Here is a 24,844-nt window from a genome sequence, read left to right on the forward strand (position 1 = left end):
GTGTGAGGTGGAACGTTCTCAAAGGATGGCGCGCCCTGTGGCGCGCCATCGTCGTTTCAGCGCTGCGGACAGGCGTCCAGCACGCAATCACGCCAGAGGCGCTCACACATGGCAGCCGAGCGGCCCTCGGCCAGGCATTCGGCACGGACGCCTTCGCAGTAGCGCCCTCCTGCGCAGATGATCAGGCTGGGCGATGCACTGGCGCCAAGCGCGAGGGACGCAAGGAACACGGCTGAGAATTTCTGAGCGAGCGTCATTTTCATATCGATCTCTCAATCGTCCAAGATTGGACCGATTGACGGTATCAACTGAATTTCCACTCGAAACGTGAGGCGGATCACCCTTCGCTGAAACTCAGAGTTTCCTTACCCACAACGCAAAGAGGGCGGACCTTGCGGTCCGCCCTCCTTTTTTGCGCCATTGCTTCGATGGATCAGAAGCGCTGGGTGTACTTCAGGTAGTAGAACCGACCGATGTCGAAGCCGCCGTAGTAGGAGAAGCTCGAGTTCGGCTGGCTGTACATCACCGGGCCTTCGTGGTTGAACACGTTGTTCGCGCCTGCCGAGATGGTGGCATCCCACGGGGTGGTGTAACGCACCTGCAGGTCATGGAACGTGTTCGAACCGGTGTTGCGCACCGGGATCGCCAGCGTATAGGCCGACGAGTAGCTCGGGTTGTTGCACTCCGGGCCGCCTTCGCGATCGTAGGCGCACTCTTCCTTCAGGCCGGAGTAGTAACGCATGCCCCAGTTGACGCCGAAGTTGCCCAGGCTCCAATCGATGTTCAGGTTGGAACGCACGCGGAAGTTGCCGCCCCAGTCGCCCGTGCCCCAGCCAGTGTGCTGCTCGACAGCGGTTTCAGCTTCGTTGTCGCGCTTGTACTCGAGGTAGTCCACATACGTGGTCTTCCAGTCGATGACGACATTGCCGAAGGACAGTTCCGGCAGACGGTAACGGATACCCAGATCGTAACCTGCGGTTTCCTGGTAGCCGCCGTTGATCAGCGTACGGGTCACGTCGACGACCTGACCGGAGTCGGTGTCACGGGTGACTCGGTCACAGGCGTTGGCGTTGTTCAGCACGTAGCACTGGTTGAGGATCGAGGTGACCGACTCTGCCGCGATGACGTTGTCGATGCGGATCTTCCACCAGTCCAGGCTGACATCCAGGCCCTGCACGAAGTTCGGGCTGTAGACCAGGCCGACCGTCCAGGTCTTGGAGGTTTCCGGCAGCAGACCATCATTGGAGCCGGACAGGTACGGGTAGTTCGACTGTGCGCCCGGGCCGGTGGCATCGATGCCACCGGACGCTTCCTGACGGAAGTTGGCCGGCACGGCACCGCCGCAGCGGGCGGCGACGTCGGGGTTGCGCACGGCTGCACCGAAGGAGGTGTCGCACGGGTCGGTGTACTTGTCGAAGCTCTGCGAGGTGCCACCGTACAGGTTGGCCACGGTCGGCGCACGGAAGCCAGTGGCATAGGTGCCACGGACCAGCAGGTCGTCGATCGGCTTCCACTTCAGGCCGAACTTGGAGTTGAACGTGTCACCGAAGGTGTTGTAGTCCGAGTAACGGCCGGCCATATCGACCGACAGTTCCTTGGCGAACGGCAGATCGGCGAGGATCGGCACATTCAGTTCCAGGTAGAACTCGTCCAGCTTGTAGCCACCGGCGGTCGGCGCACCGGCCAGGTCGGTGCTCAGGCCCGACTGCAGCAGCGCATCCGGGTTGTACTCGGCTTCTTCTTCGCGGTGCTCGTAGCCGGTCGCGAAGGACAGGTCGCCGGCCGGCAGGGTCACGATGGCGCCGCTCAGGTTGGCGCTGTAGACCTTGCTGGTGGTCAGCGAGGTGTCGTGGGTCGGCAGGAACAGGTACTTCTGCAGGTCCGGGTTGGACAGCGAACCGTCGGCGGTGGAGCCGTACGGCAGCAGCGGGTTCCACGGGGTGCAGCCGGCGATCGGAGCCGCTGCGGTACCGCACTGGGCAACACCGTTCGCATCCAAGTACGACGGACCCACGGCATTCTTCACGTTCGGAATGAACAGATTGCCGGTGCCGGTCTTGACGCCCTTGTTGCGGTTGTAGACGTAGCCCACATCCCAGTCGAAGTACTTGTCGGCGAACTCGAACGAGCCTTCCAGACCGCCGCTGAAGCGGAAGGTGTTGAGCTCGGACTTGGTCTGACGCGGCACTTCCCACGTACGACGCATGAAATCAACGTCGGTATCGAGCGGATTGAAGACGCTGTTGGCGTCCATCTGGGTGTCGTAGGCAGCCGAACGGTACGGATAGCCGGCGATCTGCTGCAGCGCTTCGCGTTCGGTGTACAGGACGCTGGCGGTACCGCGGATGTTGTCGGTGAAATCGAACTGGCCGTTGGAGAAGACCGAACGACGCTTGATGCCGGTCGACAGGAACATCTGCTGCGACGGGTTGGACAGATCGGCGTTGCCCAGCTCGTGGTAGTCGCCGAAGTTGTTCGAGGCGCCGCCCGGGTTCAGGACGTAGTTGCCATCATCGGTAACCAGCACGCCCTTCTCGGTGATCGCACTCCAGCCGTTGGTGTCCTCATCGGTCGGCACCGGATGGCGGTAACCGTTGGCCGAGGCGCTGTAGCGACGGTTCTTGGCCAGAACCGGCTTTTCTTCGCTGTACTCGGCGCCAAGGGTGATCGAGCCGCGATCGCCGGTCTGGCCGTAGACGAAGTTGTAGGTGGTCTTGTCGCCGTCGCCCTGGCCGTACTGGCCCTGGTAGACGCTGGCTTCCAGGCCGTCGAAGTTCTTGCGGGTGATGATGTTCACCACGCCGGCGATCGCGTCGGAACCGTAGATCGCCGAAGCGCCATCGGTCAGGACTTCGATGCGCTCCACGACCGAGGTCGGGATCGAGGCGAGGTCGGTGTAACCGCCGGAGCTGACGCCCATGCGCTTGCCGTCGAGCAGCACCAGGGTGCGCTCCGGGCCGAGGTTGCGCAGGTCGACGTACTGGCCGCCAACTTCTTCACCCGAGGACAGCGCATCGGCGCGGCTGATGGCCGGCGAGCCGGTGGCCGACAGGTTCTGGACGATGTCGGCGACGCTGGTGAAGCCCTGCTTCTCGATGTCGGCGCGCTGCAGCGCGATCACCGGCTGGGCGGTCTCGGTGCTGGCCTGACGGATACGTGAGCCGGTGACCTGGATGCGGTCCAGGTCGGTCGTGCCGCTTGCTTCCTGCGCCGAAGCAAAGGCCGGCGTCAGGGCAAGCGCAATGCCGGCGGGCAGAAGGCCCAGCCGCACTGCGGGAGTACGAAAATTCATTTATCTCTCCGAGGTACGTTAGTAGCGTGTTAAAAACGCCTCGGAAAGTTACGATTGCGTTGCAGTGAATTATTTGCGTGAGACAACCGAAGACTTTGCCGACTCTGGCGAGAGATTCGCACCGGCCTCACGATAGCGTGACGCGGACAGTCCGAAGCGGGCTCTAAACGCCCGTGCAAAGCTGCAGCAGTTGTCAAATCCACTCGCTGCCGCCACCTCGCCGACCATCATGTCCGTATCGCGCAGCAGATCGGCGGCGCGCTCCAGGCGCAGGCGGGCGGAAAGCGATTGCGGGCTTTCCGCGTAGAGGCTCTGGAACGTCTTGGACAGGTACCAGCTGGAGAAATTGGTCAGTTCGGCCAGTTCACCAATGCGCACGACACGGTGGCTGTTGCCCTCGAGGTACAGACGGGCGCGCTGCATGCGTCCGAAGACTTGGCGTTTGCGGCTGCGTGAGCGCCCCGGGCAGCGCTGCACGCCAGTCGCCATGCCCTGCTGCAGGGCGGCCAGATGCAGCAGCACCGGGCGGAGGGCCTGGGTAGGATGGCCGGTGGCCAGGACGTCACGCCACAGGCGCAGGGCGACGCGGGCGTCGCTGCGGCTCATGCTGCCGCGACCCGCGTAGAGACTGCAGTCGGTGAGCTCACCCAGGGCGCGCAGCGCGTCCGGCGCCAGGCTCAGCCCGATGCACAGACCGTCGCGGCCGGCCTGGACCATGGGGCGCGATTCCTTCTCGAAGGCGATCCACTCACGCTGGCGCAAGCGGAACCGCCCTTCCTTGGACTCGACCCACGCGCTGCCACGCAACTGGATCCACACAGTGAAGGTCGTCCCAGGACTTTGCAGACTGCCCAACCGGGCCACACCCAGACAGGTTGGCAAGGGACCGTCGTCGACGACCTTGTCCAGGGAGAGCGCTTGACCGCGATCGGCCAGGGAGAGCTGACGCATGACTTCACCGAGAGTTTGCCTTTGCTGGCCTGCAGTCTTGCCAAATCAGGCCGCTGCCTCAGGAAGTCCTGGCGAGATTGATACGAATTCGAGACGAGAACGCCACGAAGAAGTTACGAAGGGTTTTTTGTTTTCAAAATCATGGACTTGACGAACCCCGGAAACAACGACGGTACGCGTTCGGGGAGCGACATCACCCCGATGTCGGTGCCATCGGCCACCGCCAGGGCCACATACAGGGCCTCCCCGCCGGGTCCTGCGCTGAATCCATTGCTGGCGCTGAGGCGGCCTGCATCCAGGCAATGCTCCTGATCGGCGATCGGCTGCGCAATCCGGGTGAACACCGTGGCGCAATCGGATCGATTGGAGAGATAGTCGATCGCCCCCTGCGCGGACACGGTCCAGGTGCGATAGCGCCAGCGCGTGGGGCGGTCTTCGCTGATCTGGCGGATGCTCTGCGAACTCAGCGAAGCGTCGGCCTGCCACAGCCCCCCCGCCGAGAGCCGGGTAAACAACACGCGCTCGCCTGCGACGTCATAACGCGCCTGGGAAACGCCCTCGATGCTGCCGATGAGTCGCCAAGGGGTCAGGCTGCGATCGAACAACGACAGACGCATCCGCTCATCACGGTCGCGCTCCACCACCAGGACCTGCAGCGGATCCCTGCCATACAGCGCCTGCAATGGCTGGCGCACCGGGACGGGCAGACGCACGGTCTGCTCATCGCGCGGGGAGACCTCATAGATCCCGGGGTTGGCATGCTCATCGCGCCCCAATACCAGCACGCGCTTGCCGTCATGCGACCAGTCCGAGGCCTGGCGCGCTTCGGGCCTGAGGCCCTCGATCGGACGCAAGGACTCCGGCCGCTGCAGATCCGCCCACCACAGTGCATAGCTGCCCGAGCGGTCCGAAGAAAACACGATCTGCTGACCGTCCGGAGACACCATGGGCTGCGAGTCACGTCCTCCCGAGGGGAACAGGCGCTGCGGCACACCCAGCGCGCCAGCTTCCACAGGCACCCGGAACAGGCCGAACTGGGGGCGCCGGTGTACGAAGGCGAGCATGTCGTTCGCCCGGGACACGGTGGGGGACTGCGCATCGTCCAGACCGACGTCGCGCAGGACACGCGTATCGGTATCGAGCTCATACAGGCGCGATTCGCTGTCGACCCGGCGGCCGAACACGATATGGCGGCTGTCGCCGCGCCAGGCCCAGCCCCGGATCTCCGCCGAGTCATCGGTCAGCTGCTCCGGGCTGCCCCCCCCAGCCGGCATGCGCCACAGATCGCCGATCTGCGGATTGCGCACGAACACGATCCAGCTCCCATCCGGCGAGTACCGCGGGGCATATTCGAAGTTGTCGCTGCCTATATCGTATTGGAGCGGCTGCCAGCGTCCGCTGGCGATGTCCAGGGTGCGGATGCCGCGCTGCGCATACCGGCCGGACAGCGAGCCGAAGACCAGGCCGCGACCATCCGGGGTCCAGTCGAAGCTGAGCAGCTCAGTGCCGTCGCAACGGGTCACGTGACGCACCGCCCCACCCGTCGCACTGGCGATCAGCACCTCGCAGCTTTCGGCCGGACCGAACCGGGCGAACGCGATCTCACGGCCATTGGGCGACCAGCTCGGGAAGCGGTCGGACATGCCTGGGGGCGGCTCGACCAGCAGGCGTGCCGGCGTGTTACCGGAGGTCTGCACCTTGATGACGCTGCCCGGTCGGCTGGGCACATCGGCTTCATAGGCGATCTGCGACCCATCCGGAGACAGCGTGGGATAGGTTTCAAATCCTGCCGTGGCGGTAATCAGGCGATACGGGCGTTGAGGACTACCAATCACCCGCGTGCCATCCTCCACCGCGGCCTCGACCGCTGAGGCCGGCGGATCGCGTTGCATCAGCAGGGCTGCCATCACCAGCAGCGCCACCAGCATCACCAGCCCGACGACCATCACCGCGTAGCGGCGAATGCGCCGCCGACGGCGTTTGATCGGGTCTTGCGGAGGCCGCGCATGCGGCAGTACCGCCGGTACGTGCGCGGCGGCGAGCACGCCCGCGGAGGCCGGCTGCAGCTCGGGCTCGAGCAGCAACACAGGTGCGGCATCCTCGACCACGCTGACCGGCATCAGCAGGCGGTAACCGGTCTTGGCAATGGTCTCGATATAGGGTTCGGCCGCATCGTCATCAGTGGCGAAAGCCTTGCGCAGCTGGGTGACCGCCTGGGTCAGCACGTCGTTGGTCGGCAGCGTGTCCGGCCAGACCTCCGCGAACAGTTCATCGCGGGTGACCACCGCCCCTGGAGAACGCAGCAGCGCCTTGAGAACACCCAATGCTTTGGGTGTCAGTCGACGTGGACGACGCATGCCTTCGCTCATCACTTCCCGCGAGGAGAGAGTGACGATGAAATCGCCGATCTGAATCACATCGGCGGAAGGGCGCTCACTGTCGTTGCTGATCATCCAGGACACGAGGAAAATACAAAAAACCACTGGAATTCACACGGTCGCCGCAATAGATACCGCCAGACGAACCGCCAGATTCCGCACACGCCATCGGCGCAAACCGCAAAAACACCGAGGCGCGCGAATACTAGCCTATGCCGGTTAACCGCGCCTGTGCGTGCGGCCGACAACAGGCTCTCTCTCGCCGATGAATTCACATAAATTGCGTCAACATTCGCGCCTTCTGGCGCGAATTTTTTATGTTTTATTCAGTTTCGTGCACGGGTCAACATGGTCAGTCCCACCAGCCGCGAGACCACCAAAGCCACGTACATCACGCCTGCGAACTGCTCCAGCATCACCAGCGCGCGCGCCTGTGAATGGATGGGCACCACATCGCTCAAACCGACCCCGGACAGCAAGCTGAAGCTCAGATAAAGCAACTCCATCCAGGTCCGCAGTTCGCTCTCGCTGGTCGCCACGAAACTGCCCGGGTACCACTGCTGGCACACCGCGAAAGCGAAGGCGAATGCCCACGCCAACAGCGTGAAGGTGGCCCCCGCCGCGAACAGCTCGTCGCGGGTCACCTTGTGGTCCTGCAGCATGTAGGCGATCAGGCTGCCAGCCGTATAGAAGTACAGCAGGCATTCGAGCAGCTGCGCAGTGGTGACCAGCGCCGGGCGGTCCAACAGAGCACCGGAGATGGAGAACACCACCGAGGGGATCGCCAGCACCAGCGCCACCCACATGCCGAGCGGGCTGCGCCGTACCACCCACAAGGCCAGGCCGAGCACGGCGATGCCGAACGCACCAAACAGCGCGCGACTGGCACCGGCCTCGTCCATTGCCGGATACAGCAGCACGCCGAGCAGTTGCACGGCCAACAGCCAGGCAGAGGGATGCCGGCGCGCGATGGCCAGCCATTTGGTGCTGCGTGCTATCGCCATCGTCGTCCCCGCCCCTGCCTGGTCGCGCCGAGCTTAGCTGGAATCACGCCGCCGGCGGATGATGGCCGTGGCGGCGCGCCCCGCCACGGCCGGTGCCTCACTCCTGGCGATACACCTGCGCCCCGAGATCCCGGAACTGCGCGGACTTCTCGGCCATGCCGGCCTCCAACGCCTGCTGCGCATCCAGGCCCTGCCCCGCCGCATAGTCACGCACATCCTGGGTGATCTTCATCGAACAGAAGTGCGGGCCGCACATCGAGCAGAAGTGGGCGAGCTTGTGCGCATCCTTGGGCAGCGTCTCGTCATGGAATTCCTTGGCCTTCTCCGGATCCAGCCCAAGGTGGAACTGGTCCTCCCAGCGGAATTCAAAACGCGCCTTGCTCAGCGCGTTGTCGCGGACCTGCGCGCCGGGGTGGCCCTTGGCCAGGTCCGAGGCGTGGGCGGCAATGCGGTAGGCCATGATGCCGTCGCGTACGTCCTGGCGGTTGGGCAGGCCCAGGTGTTCCTTCGGGGTGACATAGCAGAGCATCGCGGTGCCGTACCAGCCGATCATGGCCGCACCGATCGCACTGGTGATGTGGTCGTAGCCCGGCGCGATATCGGTGGTCAGCGGGCCCAGCGTATAGAACGGTGCTTCACCGCACTCGCGCAGCTGCTTGTCCATGTTTTCCTTGATCAGCTGCATCGGCACGTGGCCGGGGCCTTCGATCATGGTCTGCACATCATGCTTCCACGCGATCTTCGTCAGCTCGCCCAGTGTCTCCAGTTCACCGAACTGCGCGGCATCGTTGGCATCGGCGATACAGCCCGGGCGCAGGCCGTCGCCCAGCGAGAAGGTCACGTCGTAGGCCTTCATGATCTCGCAGATGTCCTCGAAGTGCGTGTAGAGGAAGTTCTCCTTGTGATGGGCCAGGCACCACTTGGCCATGATCGAGCCACCGCGCGAGACGATGCCGGTCACGCGCTTGGCGGTCAGCGGCACGTAGCGCAGCAGCACGCCGGCGTGGATGGTGAAATAGTCCACGCCCTGCTCGGCCTGCTCGATCAGCGTGTCGCGGAAGATCGCCCAGTTCAGCTCCTCGGCGCGGCCATCGACCTTCTCCAGGGCCTGGTAGATCGGCACGGTGCCGATCGCCACCGGCGAGTTGCGCACGATCCACTCACGCGTTTCATGGATGTGCTTGCCGGTGGACAGGTCCATCACGGTGTCGCCGCCCCAACGGATCGCCCAGACCAGCTTTTCCACTTCCTCGGCAATGCCCGAGGACACCGCACTGTTGCCGATGTTGGCGTTGATCTTGGTCAGGAAGTTGCGGCCGATGATCATCGGTTCGCTTTCCGGGTGGTTGATGTTGTTGGGTAGCACCGCACGGCCGCGGGCGATCTCATCGCGGACGAACTCGGGGGTGATGACCCTGGGGATCGAAGCACCAAAGGACTCGCCGGGATGCTGCTTCAGCAGTGCGGCGTCGCGGATCGCATCGAGGCGCTGGTTCTCGCGGATCGCCACGAACTCCATTTCCGGCGTGATGATGCCGCGGCGTGCGTAGTGCATCTGGGTGACATTGGCGCCTGCCTGTGCACGGCGTGGCTGCAACCGCGCGGGGAAGCGCACCGCATCCAGGCGGGCATCGGTTTCACGCGAGCGGCCGAACACCGAGCTCAGGCCCTCCAGCACCTCGGTATCGCCACGCTCGGCCACCCAGGCGGCGCGCAGTGCGGGCAGGCCGGCGGAGAGGTCGATGGCGACCCCCGGATCGGTATACGGGCCGGAGGTGTCGTACACGGTGACCGGCGCGTTCTCTTCGCCACCGAACAAGGTGGGCGTGCGGGTCAGCGTGATCTCGCGCATCGGCACCTGCAGGTCGCTGCGCGAGCCCTGCACGTGGATCTTGTGCGAGCCGGGAATCGGCCGCGTGACCGATTCGGAGAGTTGCTGGGCCTGTTGCTGCAGGGCGGAGAGCTGTGCGTTCATCAAGGCATCGTCCTAGGTTCAATCCCCGCACAGGGACTGTGCGGTTCTATGCGAGGGATTCGCATGGGAGGGACGAAACGGCGGCGCTCGACGGACGGATCGCGGGCGGTCTCCGGGCACGGTGGCCCTACGGCGCAATGCATCTGCAGATGCGAAGCTTCCCTACGCCGGTATCAACCGGATCAGGTTCGAAGGGACTGTCTCAACCTTGGCCAATGGGCCGCGGTACCCCCGCTTCGGGGCGAATTAGAGCACAAAGCAGCGCGCACGGGCGCACCGCCAAGCCGCACACCGACGTGATCGGCCTGTGCATGTGAACAGAGCACCGACACGCCATGCACTACCATGCTGCAGCGCGGTATGCGGTGCGGTCAGGGGGTAGCCTCCCGATCGCGTGCACACCGCGCTCTGCTCGACGCCATTGACGTCCGTACTGACCGGCCTCGACCGGCTTGATCCGCCCCAGTCGTTGCCGTTGCGCCGCTGGAGATTGCAAGCCTCGGCTCGCCCCTACTGATCGGAGACACGCCAGCATGGTGTTCCGCATTTCCATCGCACTGGTCGCACTGCTGGTGCTGATCGCCGGCCTCGCGCCGGGCCCCTTCAACGAGGTCGTCCAGAGCGGCCTGTCCACCATCATCCGCAGTACCGGCTGGCTGTATCTGCTGGTGGTGTTCATCACGCTGTCGTTCCTGATGTACCTGGCCTTCGGCCGCTTCGGTTCGCTGCGCATCGGCGGCGAGGATGCCGAGCCTGATTTTTCCAACGCCAGCTGGATGTCGATGTTGTTCGCCGCCGGCATGGGCATCGGCCTGGTGTTCTGGGGCGCGGCCGAGCCGATCTCGCACTTCGTGAAGCCACCGGAAGGGCTGGCCCCGCAGAGCATGGAGGCGGCGCGCGCGTCGATGCGCTATGCGTTCTTCCATTGGGGCCTGCACCCGTGGGCGATCTATGCGCTGATCGGCCTGGCGATGGCCTGGTTCCAGTTCAACCGCAACGGCCGCGGGCTGATCAGCGATCTGCTGCAGCCGATCATCGGCGCGCATCACCGCGGCTGGATGGGCACGGTGGTCAACGTCGCCGCGGTGGTCGCCACGGCGATCGGTGTGGCCACGACGCTGGGCTTCGGCACGATCCAGATCGCGGCCGGCCTTGAGCGCGTGTTCGGTATCCAGGCCTCGGTACCCGTGCAGTTGACCATCATCGCGGTGGCGTTCGTGCTGTACATGGCCTCCACCACCAGTGGCGTGCATCGCGGCATCAAGTGGCTCTCGAACTTCAACCTCGGCCTGGCGGCATTGCTGCTGGCGCTGATCCTGGTGCTCGGGCCGACCGGCTTCATCTTCGATACGTTCACCACCACGATCGGTTCCTACCTCAATTCACTGGTGACGATGAGCCTGCGGATGTCGCCGTTCTCGGGCAGCACGTGGGTGGCGGACTGGACGATCTTCTACTGGGCGTGGTGGATCGCGTGGGCGCCGTTCGTGGGCTCGTTCATCGCGCGCGTCTCGCGTGGGCGCAGCATCCGCGAGTTCGTGCTGGGCGTGGTGATCGCGCCGAGCGTGCTGGGCTTCCTGTGGTTCTCGGTGTTCGGCGGCACGGCGCTGTGGTCGCAGATTTTCGGCCACGTGGATCTGGCGCAGGCGCTGGGCAATGGCTACGAGACGGTGCTGTTCACGATGTTCGACAGCCTGCCGATGCCGACGGTGCTGTCGGTGATCGCGCTGGTGTTGTTGATGATCTTCTTCGTGACCTCGGCCGATTCGGCGGTGCTGGTGCTGGCGACGATGTCGACGGAGGAGGCGGGCGATCCGCCATTGGCGCGCAGGATGGTGTGGGGCGTGGCGATCGCGTTGATCGCGGGCGTACTCTTGTTGGCGGGCGGTCTCAATGCGCTGCAGGGGATGATCACGATCGCGGCATTGCCGTTTGCGTTGTTGATGCTGGCGGTGATGTGGTCGTTGTATCGGGTACTGGATATGGAGCATGCGCTGCAGCGGCGCCGTGCGCAGCGCGCGCGGCGGTTGATGGATGAGTGGATCGAGCGGGAGATCGCGGCGCAGGAAGAGACGCGCGATGAGGCGGCTCGGGCGCCTTGAGTTGGTCGCCTGGAGCGGCACGCTTCCCGGGCTATCGGTGGGCGGGCCGGGACGGGTGGGTTGGCGGGACACGCCGTGAATCCGTCCATGGAGGCTCATGTCGCGTCATCCATGGCGCTCATGGTCCCGACAACCCACCCGCCCCGTCCCGCTCACAGTTTCAAGGTGGTTCTGGTAAAGCCGCCGAGCAGTGCTAGGCAAGGCGCGCCCGACTCACAGTGTCAGAGTTCCAACGCGAGCAGCGTAGCCAAGCTCGACACAGTCGACGTTCCGCGCAGTGCGCTTGGGGTAATTCGGGCAACGCAGCCGAGCAACGCTCGGCACAGCAGCGTGCACCTGACGCATCGGATCATCGTTGAGAAAAAAGGAGCCACGCATGGCGTGGCTCTTATCTCTTGCCGATCTGGCACTTTAGGTGCCGAGAGCCCGGCGTGGGCGACCGTGTGGCTCTAGGTCTTGCGACCGCTAGGTAGCTTGGGTCCCCACGCCGGTTTCTCCCTGATCCGCCCGAACAGTTGATCGAGTTGGCGCTGGGACTGATAAGACTGGGCAAGCGGGGGGGAGCTCTCGACCCTGTCAGCCTAGCGGAGTTCTGCCATGTATGGGATTGGGATCGACGTAAGTCAGGCCACGCTGGATGTGGCTGTCCATGAACAGGCGTTTCGCCAATTCAGCAACGACAAGCGCGGCTTTGTGCGGCTGATTCAATGGCTGAAACAATGGCCCATCACGCAGGTCGTTCTGGAAGCCAGCGGCGGCTACGAGCGTGCCGCCCTGGAGGCTTTGCACGAGGCTGGGCTTCCGATGGTCCGCATCAATCCCGCTCGGGCACGCCGCTTCGCCCAAGCTACGGGACGTGCTGCCAAAACCGATCGACTCGATGCAGCCGTGCTGGCGCAGATGGCTCACCTTTTACCGCTCACCCGCTACGTGCCACCGGCGCCGTGGCAGCGGCGTTTGGCCGAATTTGCCCAGTGCCGCTGTCATCTGGTGCAGATGCGCGTCAGTGAGATGCAGCGCTTGCGGCAGCTGACCGATCCAGTCCTGATCACGATCAACCAGCGCCATCTTGCCCAGCTGTCCGAAGATCTTAAACAGCTGGACAAGGCCATTGCCGAGCAGCTCGCCGCGCAGCCGGGCTGGAAGAACATCGGAACGCTCAAAGGCGCTGGGCCGATCCTGGTCAGCACCTTGGCCTGCGAACTGCCGGAACTGGGAACACTGGGGAGCAAGGCCATTGCTTCGCTGGTCGGCCTGGCTCCCATGAACCGCGAGAGCGGTACCTGGCAGGGCAAGCGCAGCATCACCGGGGGCCGGGCCGTAGTGCGCGAAGCGCTCTACATGGCGGCGCTAACTGCCATCCGTTACGAGCCCAAGCTACGCGACTTTTACGCGACCCTGAAAGCCAAAGGAAAGGCGAGCAAGGTCGCCTTGGTAGCTGTCATGCGCAAGATGCTGGTCATCCTCAACGCCCGGATGCGCGACGCTCAAAGCGAATCGATCCCCGCCTGAAGCGCGCCTGGGCACATCTCCAACGGCTGCCGGCCAGCGGCCGGCACTACCGCGCCCGTCCGCTGGGGGCTGAAGCTCCTCCAGCAACACAGTTACTACCGCTTTCGCATGCGCGCCGATCCATTGTGGGTGGGTCGGCCTGGGTGGGTTGGCGGGACCATGAGCCGCATGGATGCGGCGACATGAGCCTCCATGGATGGATTCACGGCGTGTCCCGCCAACCCACCCAGGCCGGCCCACTACACGTAGCCCAAAGCGTCCTGCTTTACGCTCTGCTCTGCGCTTCTGCAGACCAGCGATCGGCACTACGGAGCACGAGAGAATCAGTACCCCGCCGCCTGCCCATCCTTGCGGCTTTCCGACGCCCCGTAATACACACCGGTCTCCGGATCACGCAGGATCGCCTGATACCCGCCGTACGGACCATCCGCGAACACCACGCGGTGGCCCTTGCGCATCAACGCGCGCACCGTCTCATACGGGAAGCCGGTTTCCAGATTCACCTCGCCGCCATCGCTCATCGCCGTCGCCTGCCCGGTCGGCTCGGTCGAGCCCTCGTGCTGGATGCGCGGCGCATCGCCGGCTTCCTGCAGATTCATCCCGAAGTCGACCATGTTCATCACGATCTGCGCATGGCCCTGCGGCTGCATCGCGCCCCCCATCACGCCGAAGCTCATCCACGGCTTGCCGTCCTTGGTGACGAAGCCCGGAATGATGGTCTGGAACGGGCGCTTGCCCGGCGCATAGCCGTTCGGGTGATCCTTGCGCAGCACGAACATCTCGCCACGATCCTGCAGGATGAACCCCAGGCCCGGAGGCGCCATGCCGCTGCCCATGCCGCGGTAGTTGGACTGGATCAGCGAGACCATCATGCCGTCGGCATCCGCCACGGTCATGTAAATCGTGTCGCCTTCCTGCAGCTGCTTGGGCGTACCCGGCTGCACTTCACTCAGGGCCTTGTCCATCGAGATCAGCTTGCGGCGCTCAGCGGCGTAGCCCTTGGAAATCAACCGGTCGACCGGGGCCGGGTGGAATGCCGGATCGGTGTAGAAGCGCGCGCGGTCGGCGAAGGCGAGCTTCTTGGCTTCCACGAACAGGTGCACGTGCTCGGGTGAGCCGAAGGCGATCTTGGAGAAGTCGTAGCCTTCCAGTACGTTGAGGATCTGCAGCGCGGCGATGCCCTGGCTGTTCGGCGGCAGCTCCCATACGTCATAGCCACGGTAGTTGCTGCTGACCGGCTCGACCCACTCGCCATGATGGCTGGCCATGTCGTCATAGCTCAGGTAGCCACCGTTGGCCTTGAAGTAGGTGCCGATGGTGCGGGCGATGTCGCCCTTGTAGAAGGCATCGCGGCCGCCCTGGGCGATCTGCTCCAGGGTGTGGGCCAGGTTCGGGTTCTTCCACATCTCGCCCTTGCGCGGGGCATGGCCATCGATCGTGAACTGCTCGGTGAAACCGGGGTACTTGGACAGCCGGGGGACCGAGCGGTCCCAGTAGTAAGCGATGACCTCGGCGACCGGGTGGCCCTCGCGGGCGTAACGGATCGCGGGCGCGAGGTTGTCGGCCATCGGCTTGCGGCCGAAGCGGTCGTGCAGGGCGAACCAGCCATCCACCGCGCCGGGCACCGAGACCGGCAGCGGGCCAGTCGCCGGGATCTCCTTCAGGCCGCGGCGCTGGAACTCGGCCAGGGTCAGCGACTTCGGCGAGCGGCCTGAGCCGTTGTAGCCATACAGCTTCTGCGTCCTGGGGTCCCACACGATCGCGAACAGATCACCACCGACGCCGTTGCCGGTGGGCTCCATCAAACCGAGGGCGGCATTGGCCGCGATCGCGGCATCCACCGCCGAACCACCGGACTTCATCACGTCCAGGGCGATCTGCGTGGCGAGGGGCTGGGAAGTGGCGGCCATCGCGTGCGGGGCGATCACCTCCGAGCGGGTGGCAAAGGTGTGGCCGGTGATCCGGTCGGCGGCAATCGCCGCGGCGGGCAGGGCACACAGGACGGCGGCGGCAAGCAGGCCGCGGGCAAGGCGTGAGGACACGGGGTGGTTCCTGAGGGTGGTAGCCACCCGATGGTGGCGGCAGAGGCCGCTGGATGACATCCCACAATGGTCATGCCCCGAGGTTGAAATTGACCCCCGATCCGCGCAATCCGCTGCACCAAAATGCTGAATTCCAGTTCATCGGAACGCTTTCAGCCGCAACCATCCTTCTACGGCGGGGCCTTGCGGTGGATGCAGGCGAAACCGATGGAAATTGTCTTTCCAGGGTTGACACCGCCAAAACCCGTGTGGTTTTCTCGATCTCATGTTGCAGCGCACAGCCACCCGCGAATCCATCGAGCACGCCGACCACGGCGCGGCCTCCATCCATTCGCTTCTCGTCCTCGTACTTATTACCCAACCAACAGGTGCGGGACGGACCGGCGTGTAAGCAAGACTGCCAGGTATCCATCAAAACCCGCACCCGACCAGGTGCGGGTTTTTTCGTTTCAGAACCCTTTGATTTCCATCCTCCCCTCTGAGTTGCCCTCCACCATGACCCGCCAGCCCACCTCGAGCCAGCCAGTGCCCACCGCCCCCACGGCGGGTGCGTTCGCGTGTGCTCGCGGCCAGGCCGGTGCCACCCCTCCCCCTGATGGGCCGACGCGTCGCTGACCGTCGGCCCTCTTTTTTCTTGCCTCCAAAGGACCTCCCCCATGAGCACCAACGACCTGCCCCAGATCAAGATCGCTGTTGTCGGCTACGGCAGCCAGGGCCGCGCGCACGCGCTGAATCTGCGTGAATCCGGTTTCGATGTCGTCGTCGGGCTGCGCCCGGGCGGTCCGACCGAGGTCAAGGCTCAGGCCGACGGCTTCACCGTCAAAGCCCCGGCGGAGGCGGTGAAGGATGCCGATCTGGTCGCTGTGCTGACCCCGGACATGGTGCAGAAGAAGCTCTACGAAGACGTGCTCGCGCCGAACATGAAACAGGGCGCGGTGCTGCTGTTCGCGCACGGTCTGAACGTGCATTTCGACATGATCAAACCGCGCGAGGATCTGGACGTGGTGCTGGTCGCGCCGAAGGGCCCGGGTGCGCTGGTCCGTCGCGAGTATGAGATCGGCCGCGGCGTGCCGTGCATCTGGGCGGTCTACCAGGACAAGAGCGGCAAGGCCGCCGAGTTCGCGCTGGCCTACGCCGGTGGCCTGGGTGGCGCGCGCGCCAACCTGATCCAGACCACCTTCAAGGAAGAAACCGAAACCGATCTGTTCGGCGAGCAGGCCGTGCTGTGCGGTGGCGCTTCGGCCCTGGTGCAGGCCGGTTTCGAAACCCTGGTCGAAGCCGGCTACCAGCCGGAAATCGCCTACTACGAAGTACTGCACGAACTGAAGCTGATCGTGGACCTGTTCTACGAAGGCGGCATCACCCGCATGCTGGAATTCATCTCCGAAACCGCGCAGTACGGCGACTACGTCAGCGGCCCGCGCGTGATCGACGCCGGCACCAAGGCGCGCATGAAGGACGTGTTGACCGATATCCAGAACGGCACCTTCACCAAGAACTGGGTGGCCGAGTACGAAGCGGGCCTGCCGAACTACAACAAATTCAAGCAGGCCGACCTGGAGCACCCGATCGAAAAGGTAGGCAAGGAACTGCGCGCCAAGATGGTCTGGTTGCAAAGTCAAGCCGCGTAAACGCGCGGCTCCCCCACCCGCTTTCGTAAAGGTCACCGCATGAATACCTCCGCTCACAGCACCGCGCCCCGCAACGGCGCACGCTGGTTGACGCAGGCCCTGGAAGCCGAGGGCGTGCATACGCTGTTCGGCTATCCGGGCGGCACCATCATGCCGTTCTATGACGCCCTGGTGGATTCCGGGCTGAAGCACATCCTGGTCCGCCACGAGCAGGGCGCAGCCCTGGCCGCCAACGGCTTCGCCCGTGCCAGCGGCCGGGTCGGCGTCTGCGTCGCCACCTCCGGCCCGGGCGCCTCCAACCTGGTCACCGGCATCGCCGATGCGATGCTGGATTCGGTGCCGATGGTCTGCATCACCGGCCAGGTCGCCACCCCGCTGCTGGGCACCGATGCGTTCCAGGAACTGGACGTGTTCGGGCTGACCCTGCCGATCGTCAAACACAGCTGGCTGGTGCGCCGGGTCGAGGACCTGCCGCAGGTGGTCGCCGATGCCTTCCGCATCGCCCGCGAGGGTCGTCCTGGCCCGGTGCTGATCGATCTGCCCAAGGACGTGCAGGTGGCCGATGCGTCGCACCTGCCCGACCACGTGCCGGCCACGGTGGTGGCGCCGCCTGCCCCACAGGACGAGGCCATCGCGCAGACCATCGCCGCCATCGCCGGGGCCGAGAAGCCGGTGATCTATGCCGGCGGTGGCGTGGCGCTGGGCGATGCGGTGGAGGACTTCCGTGCCTTCGTCGAGGCGACCCGTATTCCGACCGTGTTGACCCTGCGCGGCCTGGGTGCGCTGCCGCCCCAGCATCCGCACTATCTGGGCATGCTGGGCATGCACGGCACCCGCGCGGCCAACATGGCCGTGCAGGAAAGCGATCTGCTGGTGGTGGTCGGCGCCCGTTTCGATGACCGCGCGACCGGCAAGTTGAACGAGTTCGCCCCGTTTGCCCGCGTCGTGCATATCGATGCCGATGCGTACGAGATCTCCAAGCTGCGCACCGCCGACATCGCGGTGCCGGGCAATGTCGGTACGGCGCTGCGCGCACTGACCGCCGCGGCCACCGCCCCGGCCACGCAGGAGGCCTGGACCAAGCGCTGCCAGGGCCATCGTGAACGCTTCGCCCCGCGCTACGACGCACCGGGCAAGCACATCTACGCCCCGGCGCTGCTGAAGCGCCTGAGCGAGCTGGCGCCGAGCGATGCGATCATCGCCTGCGATGTCGGCCAGCATCAGATGTGGGTCGCCCAGCATTGCCGCTTCACCCACCCGCGCAACCACCTGACCAGCGGCGCGTTGGGCACCATGGGCTTCGGCCTGCCCGCGGCGATGGGTGCGCAGTTCGCCTGCCCGGATCGCACCGTGGTGCTGGTCTCCGGCGATGGCAGTTTCATGATGAATGTCCAGGAGCTGGTCACCATCGCCCGCTGCCGCCTGCCGGTGAAGATCGTGCTGCTGGACAACAGCTCGCTGGGCATGGTCCGCCAGTGGCAGGAGCTGTTCTTCGCCGAGCGCTACAGCGAGATCGATCTGTCCGACAACCCGGATTTCGCCGCGCTGGCGCAGGTGTTCGGCATTCCGGCCACGCGCATCGAAGCGCGTGACGATGTCGAAGGTGGCCTGGCCGCGATGCTGGCCCAGCCCGGCCCGGCCCTGCTGCATGTGGCCATCGATGCGCGTGCCAACGTGTGGCCGCTGGTGCCGCCCAACAATGCCAACAGCACGATGCTGGAAAGCAACCCCGCTCATCAGTCCCAGGAGTTCCCCAATGCAATACCGGCTTGACCTGGTGCTGACCCCGGCCGAAGGCGCGCTGCTGCGCGTGATCGGCATGGCCGAACGCCGCGGCTTCGCGCCGCGCGCGATCGCCGGTGCGCCCAATGCCGCCGATGATGGCCGCTGGCACCTGCAGCTGGTGGTGGACAGCACGCGTCCACCGGAGACGCTGCGCCGCCAGATCGAGAAGATCTACGACTGTGTGTCGGTGCGCATCAGCGCACTGGAGCCCGGTACTGGAGTATCCGCATGAACGCCCGCACCGTTGCATCGGTGCCGGTACGGAGGTGTCTTCTCGGTCGTACGTCGCACCATGCGCCGTGGCAGCGCGCGTCGCTCCGGAACGATCACCATGGCCGGGTGCGTGATGCCGGCTAGCCGTACCCCGCAGGAACCGGACGTAGGCGATGTAAGTGTCGCCGATGTGCTGGCCGCACAGGCGCGGCTGCGGCGCTTCCTGCCGCCCACGCCGCTGCATTACGCCGAGCGTTTCGGCGTGTGGCTGAAGCTGGAGAACCTGCAGCGCACCGGCTCCTACAAGGTGCGCGGTGCATTGAACGCCCTGCTGGCCGGGCGTGAGCGCGGCGACGACCGCCCGGTCATCTGCGCCTCGGCCGGCAACCACGCCCAGGGCGTGGCCTGGGCTGCCTACCGCTTGAACATTCCGGCGATCACGGTGATGCCGCACGGTGCACCGGCCACCAAGATCGCCGGGGTCGCCCACTGGGGCGCCACCGTACGCCAGCACGGCGAGAGCTACGACGAGGCCTACGCCTTCGCCCGTGCCCTGGCCGAACAGCACGGCTACCGCTTCCTGTCCGCCTTCGACGACCCGGACGTGATCGCCGGCCAAGGCACCTTGGGCATTGAGCTGGCCCCGCATGCGCCGGACGTGGTGATCGTGCCGATCGGTGGCGGTGGATTGGCGTCCGGCGTGGCGCTGGCGCTGAAATCGCAGGGCGTGCGCATCGTCGGTGCACAGGTGGAGGGCGTCGATTCGATGGCCCGCGCCATCCGCGGCGACGTGCGTGAGATCGCCCCGGTCGCCACCCTGGCCGACGGCGTCAAGGTGAAGATTCCCGGTTTCCTGACCCGCAAGCTGTGCAGTGCACTGCTGGACGATGTGGTGATCGTGCGTGAAGCCGAGCTGCGCGAGACGCTGGTGCGGCTGGCGCTGGAAGAGCACGTCATCGCCGAAGGTGCCGGCGCGCTGGCACTGGCCGCCGGTCGCCGCGTCGCCGGCAAGCGCAAGTGCGCGGTGGTCTCCGGTGGCAACATCGATGCGCTGGTATTGGCCCAGCTGCTGGCCGACATCCGTCCCCGCCCCCCGCGCAAACCGCGCCGCCGCGCCAGCGAGCGAACACGCCCGCCCCTACCAACCGTGCTCGCGACATCCCCGATTTCCGCTTCGAATCCTACCTCTGCCATCCCATCCGACCTTGCCGTCGAGGAGACCTCCTGGTGACCATGCCCAACTCCCCCCGAATCAGAATTTTCGACACCACCCTGCGCGACGGCGAGCAATCGCCCGGCTGCAGCATGAGCCCGCAGCAGAAGCTGGTGATGGCCCGCGCACTGGACGAACTGGGCGTGGATGTCATGGAAACCGGCTTCCCGGCCAGCTCCCAGTCCGACCGCGAAGCGATGGCGATGATCGCCCGCGAAGTGCGACGCCCGACCCTGGCCGTGCTGTCGCGCTGCCTGGCCGCCGATATCGAAACCTCGGCCAAGGCGCTGGAGGCCGCGGCGAACCCGCGCCTGCATGTGTTCCTGTCGACCAGCCCGCTGCACCGCGAGCACAAGCTGCGCATGACCCGCGAGCAGGTACTGGAGTCGGTACACAAGCACGTCAGCCTGGCCCGCAGCTACGTGGGCGATGTGGAGTTCTCCGCTGAAGATGCCACGCGTACCGAGGAAGACTTCCTGATCGAGGTCGCCCGCGTGGCCGTGGCCGCCGGCGCTACCACCATCAACCTGCCCGACACCGTGGGCTTCACCACGCCGGAAGAGATCCGCGGCATGTTCCAGCGCGTGATCGCCGGCGTGCCGGACAGCGACCGCATCATCTTCAGCGCGCACTGCCACAACGATCTGGGCCTGGCCGTGGCCAACTCGCTGGCTGCCATCGAGGGCGGTGCGCGCCAGGTCGAGTGCACCGTCAATGGTATCGGCGAGCGCGCGGGCAACTGCTCGCTGGAAGAAATCGCGATGGTGCTGAAGGTCCGCAATGCCTTCTATGAAGAAGACACGCGCATCAACACCCCGCGGATCGTGGCCACCTCGCAGCTGCTGCAGCGCCTGGTCGGCATGCCGGTCCAGCGCAACAAGGCGATCGTCGGCGCCAACGCCTTCGCTCACGAGTCGGGCATCCACCAGCACGGCATGCTGCGCCACCGCGGCACCTACGAAATCATGCGCCCGGAAGACGTTGGCTGGGAGTCCTCGCAGATGGTGCTGGGCCGCCACAGTGGCCGCGCCGCGGTCGAACAACGCCTGCGTGCGCTGGGCTTCTTCCTGTACGAGGAGGAACTGAAACACGTCTTTGAACAGTTCAAGGCGCTGTGCGAACAGCAGCGCGTGGTCACCGACGCCGACCTGCAGACCCTGATGCAGGGCAGCGCGACCCAGAACGGCTACCGGCTGGCCTCGATGACCATCAGCGATGTGGGCAGCCGCGCCAACGCGCTGGTCGAGCTGTCCGATCCGGAGGGCAACCGCGTTGCCGAGACGGCGCAGGGCGATGGTCCGGTCGATGCACTGTTCGGCGCATTGTCGGCCGCCACCGGCGTGCAGTTGATGCTGGACAGCTACCACGTGCACAGTGTGGGCATCGGCGCCGATGCGCGCGGCGAAGCCAACCTGAGCGTACGCCACGAGGGTGTGGAGTACGAAGGCACCGGCACCAGCCGCGACATCATCGAAGCCTCCGCACTGGCGTGGCTGGAGGTGGCCAACCGTCTGCTGCGCCAGCGCAACGCGACGGCCGACCAGCCCGCGGCCACCGCCGCGGCCTGAGCACCCCATTACGTATCCCGAACTGCAGCAAGGCCAGTCCATGACCCCAGCTCCCCGCACCCTGTACGACAAACTGTGGGATGCCCACGTCGTCGTTCCCGAGACCGACAGCGCGCCCGCCGTGCTGTACATCGACCTGCACCTGATCCACGAAGTGACCTCGCCGCAGGCCTTCACCGAACTGCGCGAGCGCGGCCTCTCCCCGCGCCGACCGGACCGGACCAAGGCCACGATGGATCACTCCACCCCCACCCTGCCAGCCGGCGCCGACGGCAAGCTGCCCTATGCCAGCGCCGCCTCCGAAGCCCAGGTGGCGATGCTGGCCGACAACTGCGCCACGCACGGCATCGAGCTGTTCGACCTGCAGTCGGCCAGCCGCGGCATCGTGCACGTGATCGCCCCCGAACAGGGCTTCACCCAGCCGGGCATGACCATCGTCTGTGGCGACAGCCACACCTCCACGCATGGTGCATTTGGCGCGCTGGCCTTCGGTATCGGCACCAGCGAGGTCGGCCATGTGCTGGCGACGCAGTGCCTGCTGCAGCGTAAAGCCAGGACGATGGCGATCACCGTCGATGGCGCGCTGGCCCAGGGTGTCGGCGCCAAGGACGTGGTGCTGCACATCATCGGTGTGATCGGCGTCAACGGCGGTACCGGCCATGTGCTGGAGTTCCGTGGCAGCGCGATCGAAGCGATGGACATGGAACAGCGCATGACCTTGTGCAACATGTCCATCGAAGCCGGGGCACGTGCCGGCATGGTCGCCCCCGACCAGATCACCTTCGACTGGGTGGCCGCCACCCCGCGTGGCCCCAAGGGCGCCGAATTCGATGCTGCCGTGGCCACGTGGTCGCAGCTGCGCAGCGATGTCGGTGCGCGCTTCGATGTCGAGGTCCACATCGAGGCCGCCGACATCCGCCCCACCCTGACCTGGGGCACCCACCCCGGCACCGCCATCGCGGTGGACCAGCCGATTCCGGCGGCCAACGACGCGGCCGCGCAGAAGGGCCTGGACTACATGCACTTCCATGCCGGGCAGACCCTGGCCGGCACCCCGGTGGATGTGGTCTTCGTCGGCTCCTGCACCAACGGCCGCCTGAGCGACATGCGCGAAGTGGCGCAGGTGCTGCAGGGCCGCCGTGTCGCTGACCGCGTGCGCATGCTGGTGGTGCCGGGCTCGGAAATCGTCAAGCGCCAGGCCGAAGCCGAAGGCATCGATGTGATCGTGCGCGCGGCCGGTGCCGAATGGCGCGAGCCGGGCTGCTCGATGTGCATTGCCATGAACGGCGATCTGGTCGCGCCGGGACAACTGGCGGTCAGCACCAGCAACCGCAATTTCGAAGGCCGCCAAGGCCCCGGCTCGCGCACCCTGCTGGCCTCGCCGATGACGGCCGCCTGGGCCGCGGTGAACGGCCGCGTGGCCGACCCACGCGAACTGTATGCCACGCTGGAGGTGGCCTGATGAGCGGCTTCCGTACCCTGACCTCGACCAGCGTGGTGCTGCGCGAGACCAACATCGACACCGACCAGATCATTCCGGCGCGCTTTCTGTCCACCACCGAGCGCGTCGGCCTGGGCAAGCACGCCTTCAATGATTGGCGCTGGCAGAGCGAGGGCGTGCCGAACCCGGCGTTCGCCTTCAACCAGCCGCACAACGCCGGCCGCAGCATCCTGCTGGCCGGCCGCAACTTCGGCTGCGGCTCCTCGCGTGAGCATGCGCCGTGGGCCCTGACCGACCTGGGTCTGCGCGCCATCGTCAGCAGCGAGATCGCCGATATCTTCCGCGGCAACTCGCTGAAGAACGGCCTGCTGCCGATCGTGCTGGACGAAGCCGATGTGCAGACGCTGATGCAGCGCCCGGATGACGCATTGACCATCGATGTGGCCGCGCGCGAACTGCGCACCCCCGATGGGCGCGTGTATGCCTTCCCGCTGGACGGCTTCTCACAGACCTGTCTGCTGGAAGGCGTGGACCAATTGGGGTATCTGTTGGGCCGTACCCCTGACATTGAACGTTACGAGAGTGAACATGCACGCTGAGATTGTCGTATTGCCGGGTGACGGCATCGGTCCGGAAGTCGCCGCTGCCGCCGTGGCGGTGCTGGAGGCCGTCGCCACCCGTTTCGGACACAGCTTCGGGTTCCAGGAACACGACATCGGTGGCATCGCCATCGATCGCCACGGCGAGCCACTGCCGGCCGCCACGCTGGACGCCTGCCGCAAGGCAGACGCCATCCTGCTCGGTGCGGTCGGCGGGCCGAAGTGGTCCGACCCGAATGCCAAGGTCCGCCCGGAGCAGGGCCTGCTGGCGATCCGCAAGGCGCTGGGGCTGTACGCCAACCTGCGCCCGGTGCGCACGCATGCGGCTGCGCTCGGTGCCTCGCCGATCAAGGCCGAGCTGCTGGAGGGCGTGGACTTCGTGGTCGTGCGTGAGCTGACCGGCGGCATCTACTTCGGTGAGAAGACCCGCACTGCCGATACCGCCAGCGACCTGTGCAGCTACAGCGTGGGCGAGATCGAGCGGGTCATGCGCACCGCGTTCCGGCTGGCACAGACCCGCCGAGGCAAGGTCACCTCGGTGGACAAGGCCAACGTGCTGGAGACCTCACGCCTGTGGCGCGACGTCGCTGCGCGGATCGGCCGCGAGGAATTCCCGGACATCGCCTTGGAGCACCAGCTGGTCGATTCGATGGCCATGCACCTGCTGGCCAAGCCGCGCGAGTACGACGTGATCGTGACTGAAAACATGTTCGGCGACATCCTCACCGACGAAGCCTCGATGCTGGCCGGCTCGCTCGGCCTGCTGCCGTCGGCCTCGCTGGGCGAGCCGGGTGCAGTGGGCATCTACGAGCCGATCCACGGCTCGGCGCCGGACATCGCCGGCAAGGGCATCGCCAATCCGTACGCCACGATCTTCAGTGCCGCGATGCTGCTGCGGCATTCACTGGGGCTGGACGAAGAGGCTGCTACGGTCGAGGCAGCGGTGTATGCCGTGCTGGATGACGGCGTGTTCACCGCCGACCTTGCAGCCAAGGGTTTCGCGGTGAGTACCGCCGCAGCGACCGACGCGGTCCTTGCCAAGCTGCAATGATCGCAAAGGACGCGGCCTGAGGGCCGCGTTCCTGTTTTTACATCCCGCACGGCCTCCCTGTCCCGTCGGTCACGCCGCTGCCAGCGG

Annotated in this window: 17 protein-coding genes and 1 riboswitch; of the genes, 10 read left to right on the forward strand and 7 right to left on the reverse strand. The window is 65.7% G+C overall.

The window, feature by feature from the left end; translation table 11 throughout:
• Positions 1–56: 56 nt before the first annotated feature.
• From AC1DIQ_RS04580 to thiC, 6 genes are all read right to left on the reverse strand, one after another.
• Positions 57–263: a hypothetical protein gene (locus AC1DIQ_RS04580; RefSeq protein WP_121039578.1), complete on the reverse strand. Its 207-nt coding sequence runs from the start codon at positions 261–263 to the stop codon at positions 57–59.
• A 170-nt stretch (positions 264–433) separates the two neighbouring features.
• Positions 434–3,292, reverse strand: a complete 2,859-nt coding sequence (locus AC1DIQ_RS04585; protein ID WP_478049486.1) for a TonB-dependent receptor plug domain-containing protein — start codon at positions 3,290–3,292, stop codon at positions 434–436.
• Between the two features lie 69 nt (positions 3,293–3,361).
• A complete protein-coding gene (locus tag AC1DIQ_RS04590) occupies positions 3,362–4,243 on the reverse strand; it encodes a helix-turn-helix transcriptional regulator (protein ID WP_121039584.1) in 882 nt (293 codons plus the stop codon).
• Between the two features lie 113 nt (positions 4,244–4,356).
• Positions 4,357–6,696 (reverse strand): winged helix-turn-helix domain-containing protein, encoded by a 2,340-nt coding sequence (locus AC1DIQ_RS04595; protein WP_478049515.1) that lies wholly within the window; start codon positions 6,694–6,696, stop codon positions 4,357–4,359.
• A gap of 251 nt (positions 6,697–6,947) precedes the next feature.
• The gene (locus tag AC1DIQ_RS04600) at positions 6,948–7,625 is read right to left on the reverse strand and encodes an ion channel (protein ID WP_121039590.1); all 678 of its coding nucleotides are present in this window, start codon (positions 7,623–7,625) and stop codon (positions 6,948–6,950) included.
• 97 nt (positions 7,626–7,722) lie between these two features.
• Complete coding sequence (gene thiC / locus AC1DIQ_RS04605) at positions 7,723–9,600, reverse strand: phosphomethylpyrimidine synthase ThiC (RefSeq protein WP_152152599.1); 1,878 nt, start codon at positions 9,598–9,600, stop codon at positions 7,723–7,725.
• Positions 9,601–9,741: 141 nt separating this feature from the next.
• A riboswitch (TPP riboswitch) is annotated at positions 9,742–9,843 on the reverse strand.
• Between the two features lie 290 nt (positions 9,844–10,133).
• On the opposite strand from thiC, the gene AC1DIQ_RS04610 reads away from it, so the two are divergent.
• Positions 10,134–11,702: a BCCT family transporter gene (locus AC1DIQ_RS04610; protein ID WP_102788207.1), complete on the forward strand. Its 1,569-nt coding sequence runs from the start codon at positions 10,134–10,136 to the stop codon at positions 11,700–11,702.
• A gap of 597 nt (positions 11,703–12,299) precedes the next feature.
• A complete protein-coding gene (locus tag AC1DIQ_RS04615) occupies positions 12,300–13,214 on the forward strand; it encodes an IS110 family RNA-guided transposase (RefSeq protein WP_478049487.1) in 915 nt (304 codons plus the stop codon).
• Between the two features lie 323 nt (positions 13,215–13,537).
• Here the strand turns inward: AC1DIQ_RS04615 and ggt are convergent, their stop codons facing one another.
• Positions 13,538–15,256 carry a gamma-glutamyltransferase gene (ggt, locus tag AC1DIQ_RS04620; protein ID WP_282260487.1) on the reverse strand — a complete coding sequence of 573 codons (1,719 nt, stop codon included), beginning with the start codon at positions 15,254–15,256 and terminating at the stop codon, positions 13,538–13,540.
• 656 nt (positions 15,257–15,912) lie between these two features.
• On the opposite strand from ggt, the gene ilvC reads away from it, so the two are divergent.
• The 8 genes from ilvC (at position 15,913) to leuB (ending at position 24,757) form a co-directional block, all read left to right on the forward strand.
• Positions 15,913–16,887, forward strand: coding sequence for a ketol-acid reductoisomerase (gene ilvC, locus AC1DIQ_RS04625; RefSeq protein WP_070473592.1), 975 nt, complete (start codon positions 15,913–15,915; stop codon positions 16,885–16,887).
• 39 nt (positions 16,888–16,926) lie between these two features.
• Positions 16,927–18,660 (forward strand): acetolactate synthase 2 catalytic subunit, encoded by a 1,734-nt coding sequence (gene ilvG, locus AC1DIQ_RS04630; RefSeq protein WP_478049488.1) that lies wholly within the window; start codon positions 16,927–16,929, stop codon positions 18,658–18,660.
• On the forward strand, positions 18,644–18,904 hold the full coding sequence (locus AC1DIQ_RS04635; RefSeq protein ID WP_070473596.1) for an ACT domain-containing protein: 261 nt from the start codon (positions 18,644–18,646) through the stop codon (positions 18,902–18,904). The genes ilvG and AC1DIQ_RS04635 overlap by 17 nt, the downstream gene beginning before the upstream one ends.
• A 114-nt stretch (positions 18,905–19,018) precedes the next feature.
• Positions 19,019–20,116 carry a threonine dehydratase gene (locus AC1DIQ_RS04640; protein ID WP_121041216.1) on the forward strand — a complete coding sequence of 366 codons (1,098 nt, stop codon included), beginning with the start codon at positions 19,019–19,021 and terminating at the stop codon, positions 20,114–20,116.
• A 2-nt stretch (positions 20,117–20,118) separates the two neighbouring features.
• Positions 20,119–21,666: a 2-isopropylmalate synthase gene (locus AC1DIQ_RS04645; protein WP_282260473.1), complete on the forward strand. Its 1,548-nt coding sequence runs from the start codon at positions 20,119–20,121 to the stop codon at positions 21,664–21,666.
• A gap of 40 nt (positions 21,667–21,706) precedes the next feature.
• A complete protein-coding gene (gene leuC, locus AC1DIQ_RS04650) occupies positions 21,707–23,128 on the forward strand; it encodes a 3-isopropylmalate dehydratase large subunit (protein ID WP_478049489.1) in 1,422 nt (473 codons plus the stop codon).
• Positions 23,128–23,706 (forward strand): 3-isopropylmalate dehydratase small subunit, encoded by a 579-nt coding sequence (leuD, locus tag AC1DIQ_RS04655; protein WP_088432620.1) that lies wholly within the window; start codon positions 23,128–23,130, stop codon positions 23,704–23,706. Before leuC ends, leuD begins: the two co-directional genes overlap by 1 nt.
• A complete protein-coding gene (leuB, locus tag AC1DIQ_RS04660; protein ID WP_282260468.1) occupies positions 23,696–24,757 on the forward strand; it encodes a 3-isopropylmalate dehydrogenase in 1,062 nt (353 codons plus the stop codon). Before leuD ends, leuB begins: the two co-directional genes overlap by 11 nt.
• Positions 24,758–24,844: the final 87 nt, after the last annotated feature.

This window comes from Stenotrophomonas sp. 05L413 (assembly GCF_056397945.1).

Coding starts and splice junctions, on each gene's coding strand:
- AC1DIQ_RS04580 (WP_121039578.1), bottom strand. CDS start 263: ATGAAAATGACGCTCGCTCAGAAATTCTCAGCCGTGTTCCTTGCGTCC.
- thiC (WP_152152599.1), bottom strand. CDS start 9,600: ATGAACGCACAGCTCTCCGCCCTGCAGCAACAGGCCCAGCAACTCTCC.
- AC1DIQ_RS04645 (WP_282260473.1), top strand. CDS start 20,119: ATGCCCAACTCCCCCCGAATCAGAATTTTCGACACCACCCTGCGCGAC.
- AC1DIQ_RS04640 (WP_121041216.1), top strand. CDS start 19,019: ATGCCGGCTAGCCGTACCCCGCAGGAACCGGACGTAGGCGATGTAAGT.
- AC1DIQ_RS04585 (WP_478049486.1), bottom strand. CDS start 3,292: ATGAATTTTCGTACTCCCGCAGTGCGGCTGGGCCTTCTGCCCGCCGGC.
- leuC (WP_478049489.1), top strand. CDS start 21,707: ATGACCCCAGCTCCCCGCACCCTGTACGACAAACTGTGGGATGCCCAC.
- leuD (WP_088432620.1), top strand. CDS start 23,128: ATGAGCGGCTTCCGTACCCTGACCTCGACCAGCGTGGTGCTGCGCGAG.
- AC1DIQ_RS04600 (WP_121039590.1), bottom strand. CDS start 7,625: ATGGCGATAGCACGCAGCACCAAATGGCTGGCCATCGCGCGCCGGCAT.
- AC1DIQ_RS04590 (WP_121039584.1), bottom strand. CDS start 4,243: ATGCGTCAGCTCTCCCTGGCCGATCGCGGTCAAGCGCTCTCCCTGGAC.
- AC1DIQ_RS04635 (WP_070473596.1), top strand. CDS start 18,644: ATGCAATACCGGCTTGACCTGGTGCTGACCCCGGCCGAAGGCGCGCTG.
- AC1DIQ_RS04610 (WP_102788207.1), top strand. CDS start 10,134: ATGGTGTTCCGCATTTCCATCGCACTGGTCGCACTGCTGGTGCTGATC.
- ilvG (WP_478049488.1), top strand. CDS start 16,927: ATGAATACCTCCGCTCACAGCACCGCGCCCCGCAACGGCGCACGCTGG.
- leuB (WP_282260468.1), top strand. CDS start 23,696: ATGCACGCTGAGATTGTCGTATTGCCGGGTGACGGCATCGGTCCGGAA.
- AC1DIQ_RS04615 (WP_478049487.1), top strand. CDS start 12,300: ATGTATGGGATTGGGATCGACGTAAGTCAGGCCACGCTGGATGTGGCT.
- ilvC (WP_070473592.1), top strand. CDS start 15,913: ATGAGCACCAACGACCTGCCCCAGATCAAGATCGCTGTTGTCGGCTAC.
- AC1DIQ_RS04595 (WP_478049515.1), bottom strand. CDS start 6,696: ATGATCAGCAACGACAGTGAGCGCCCTTCCGCCGATGTGATTCAGATC.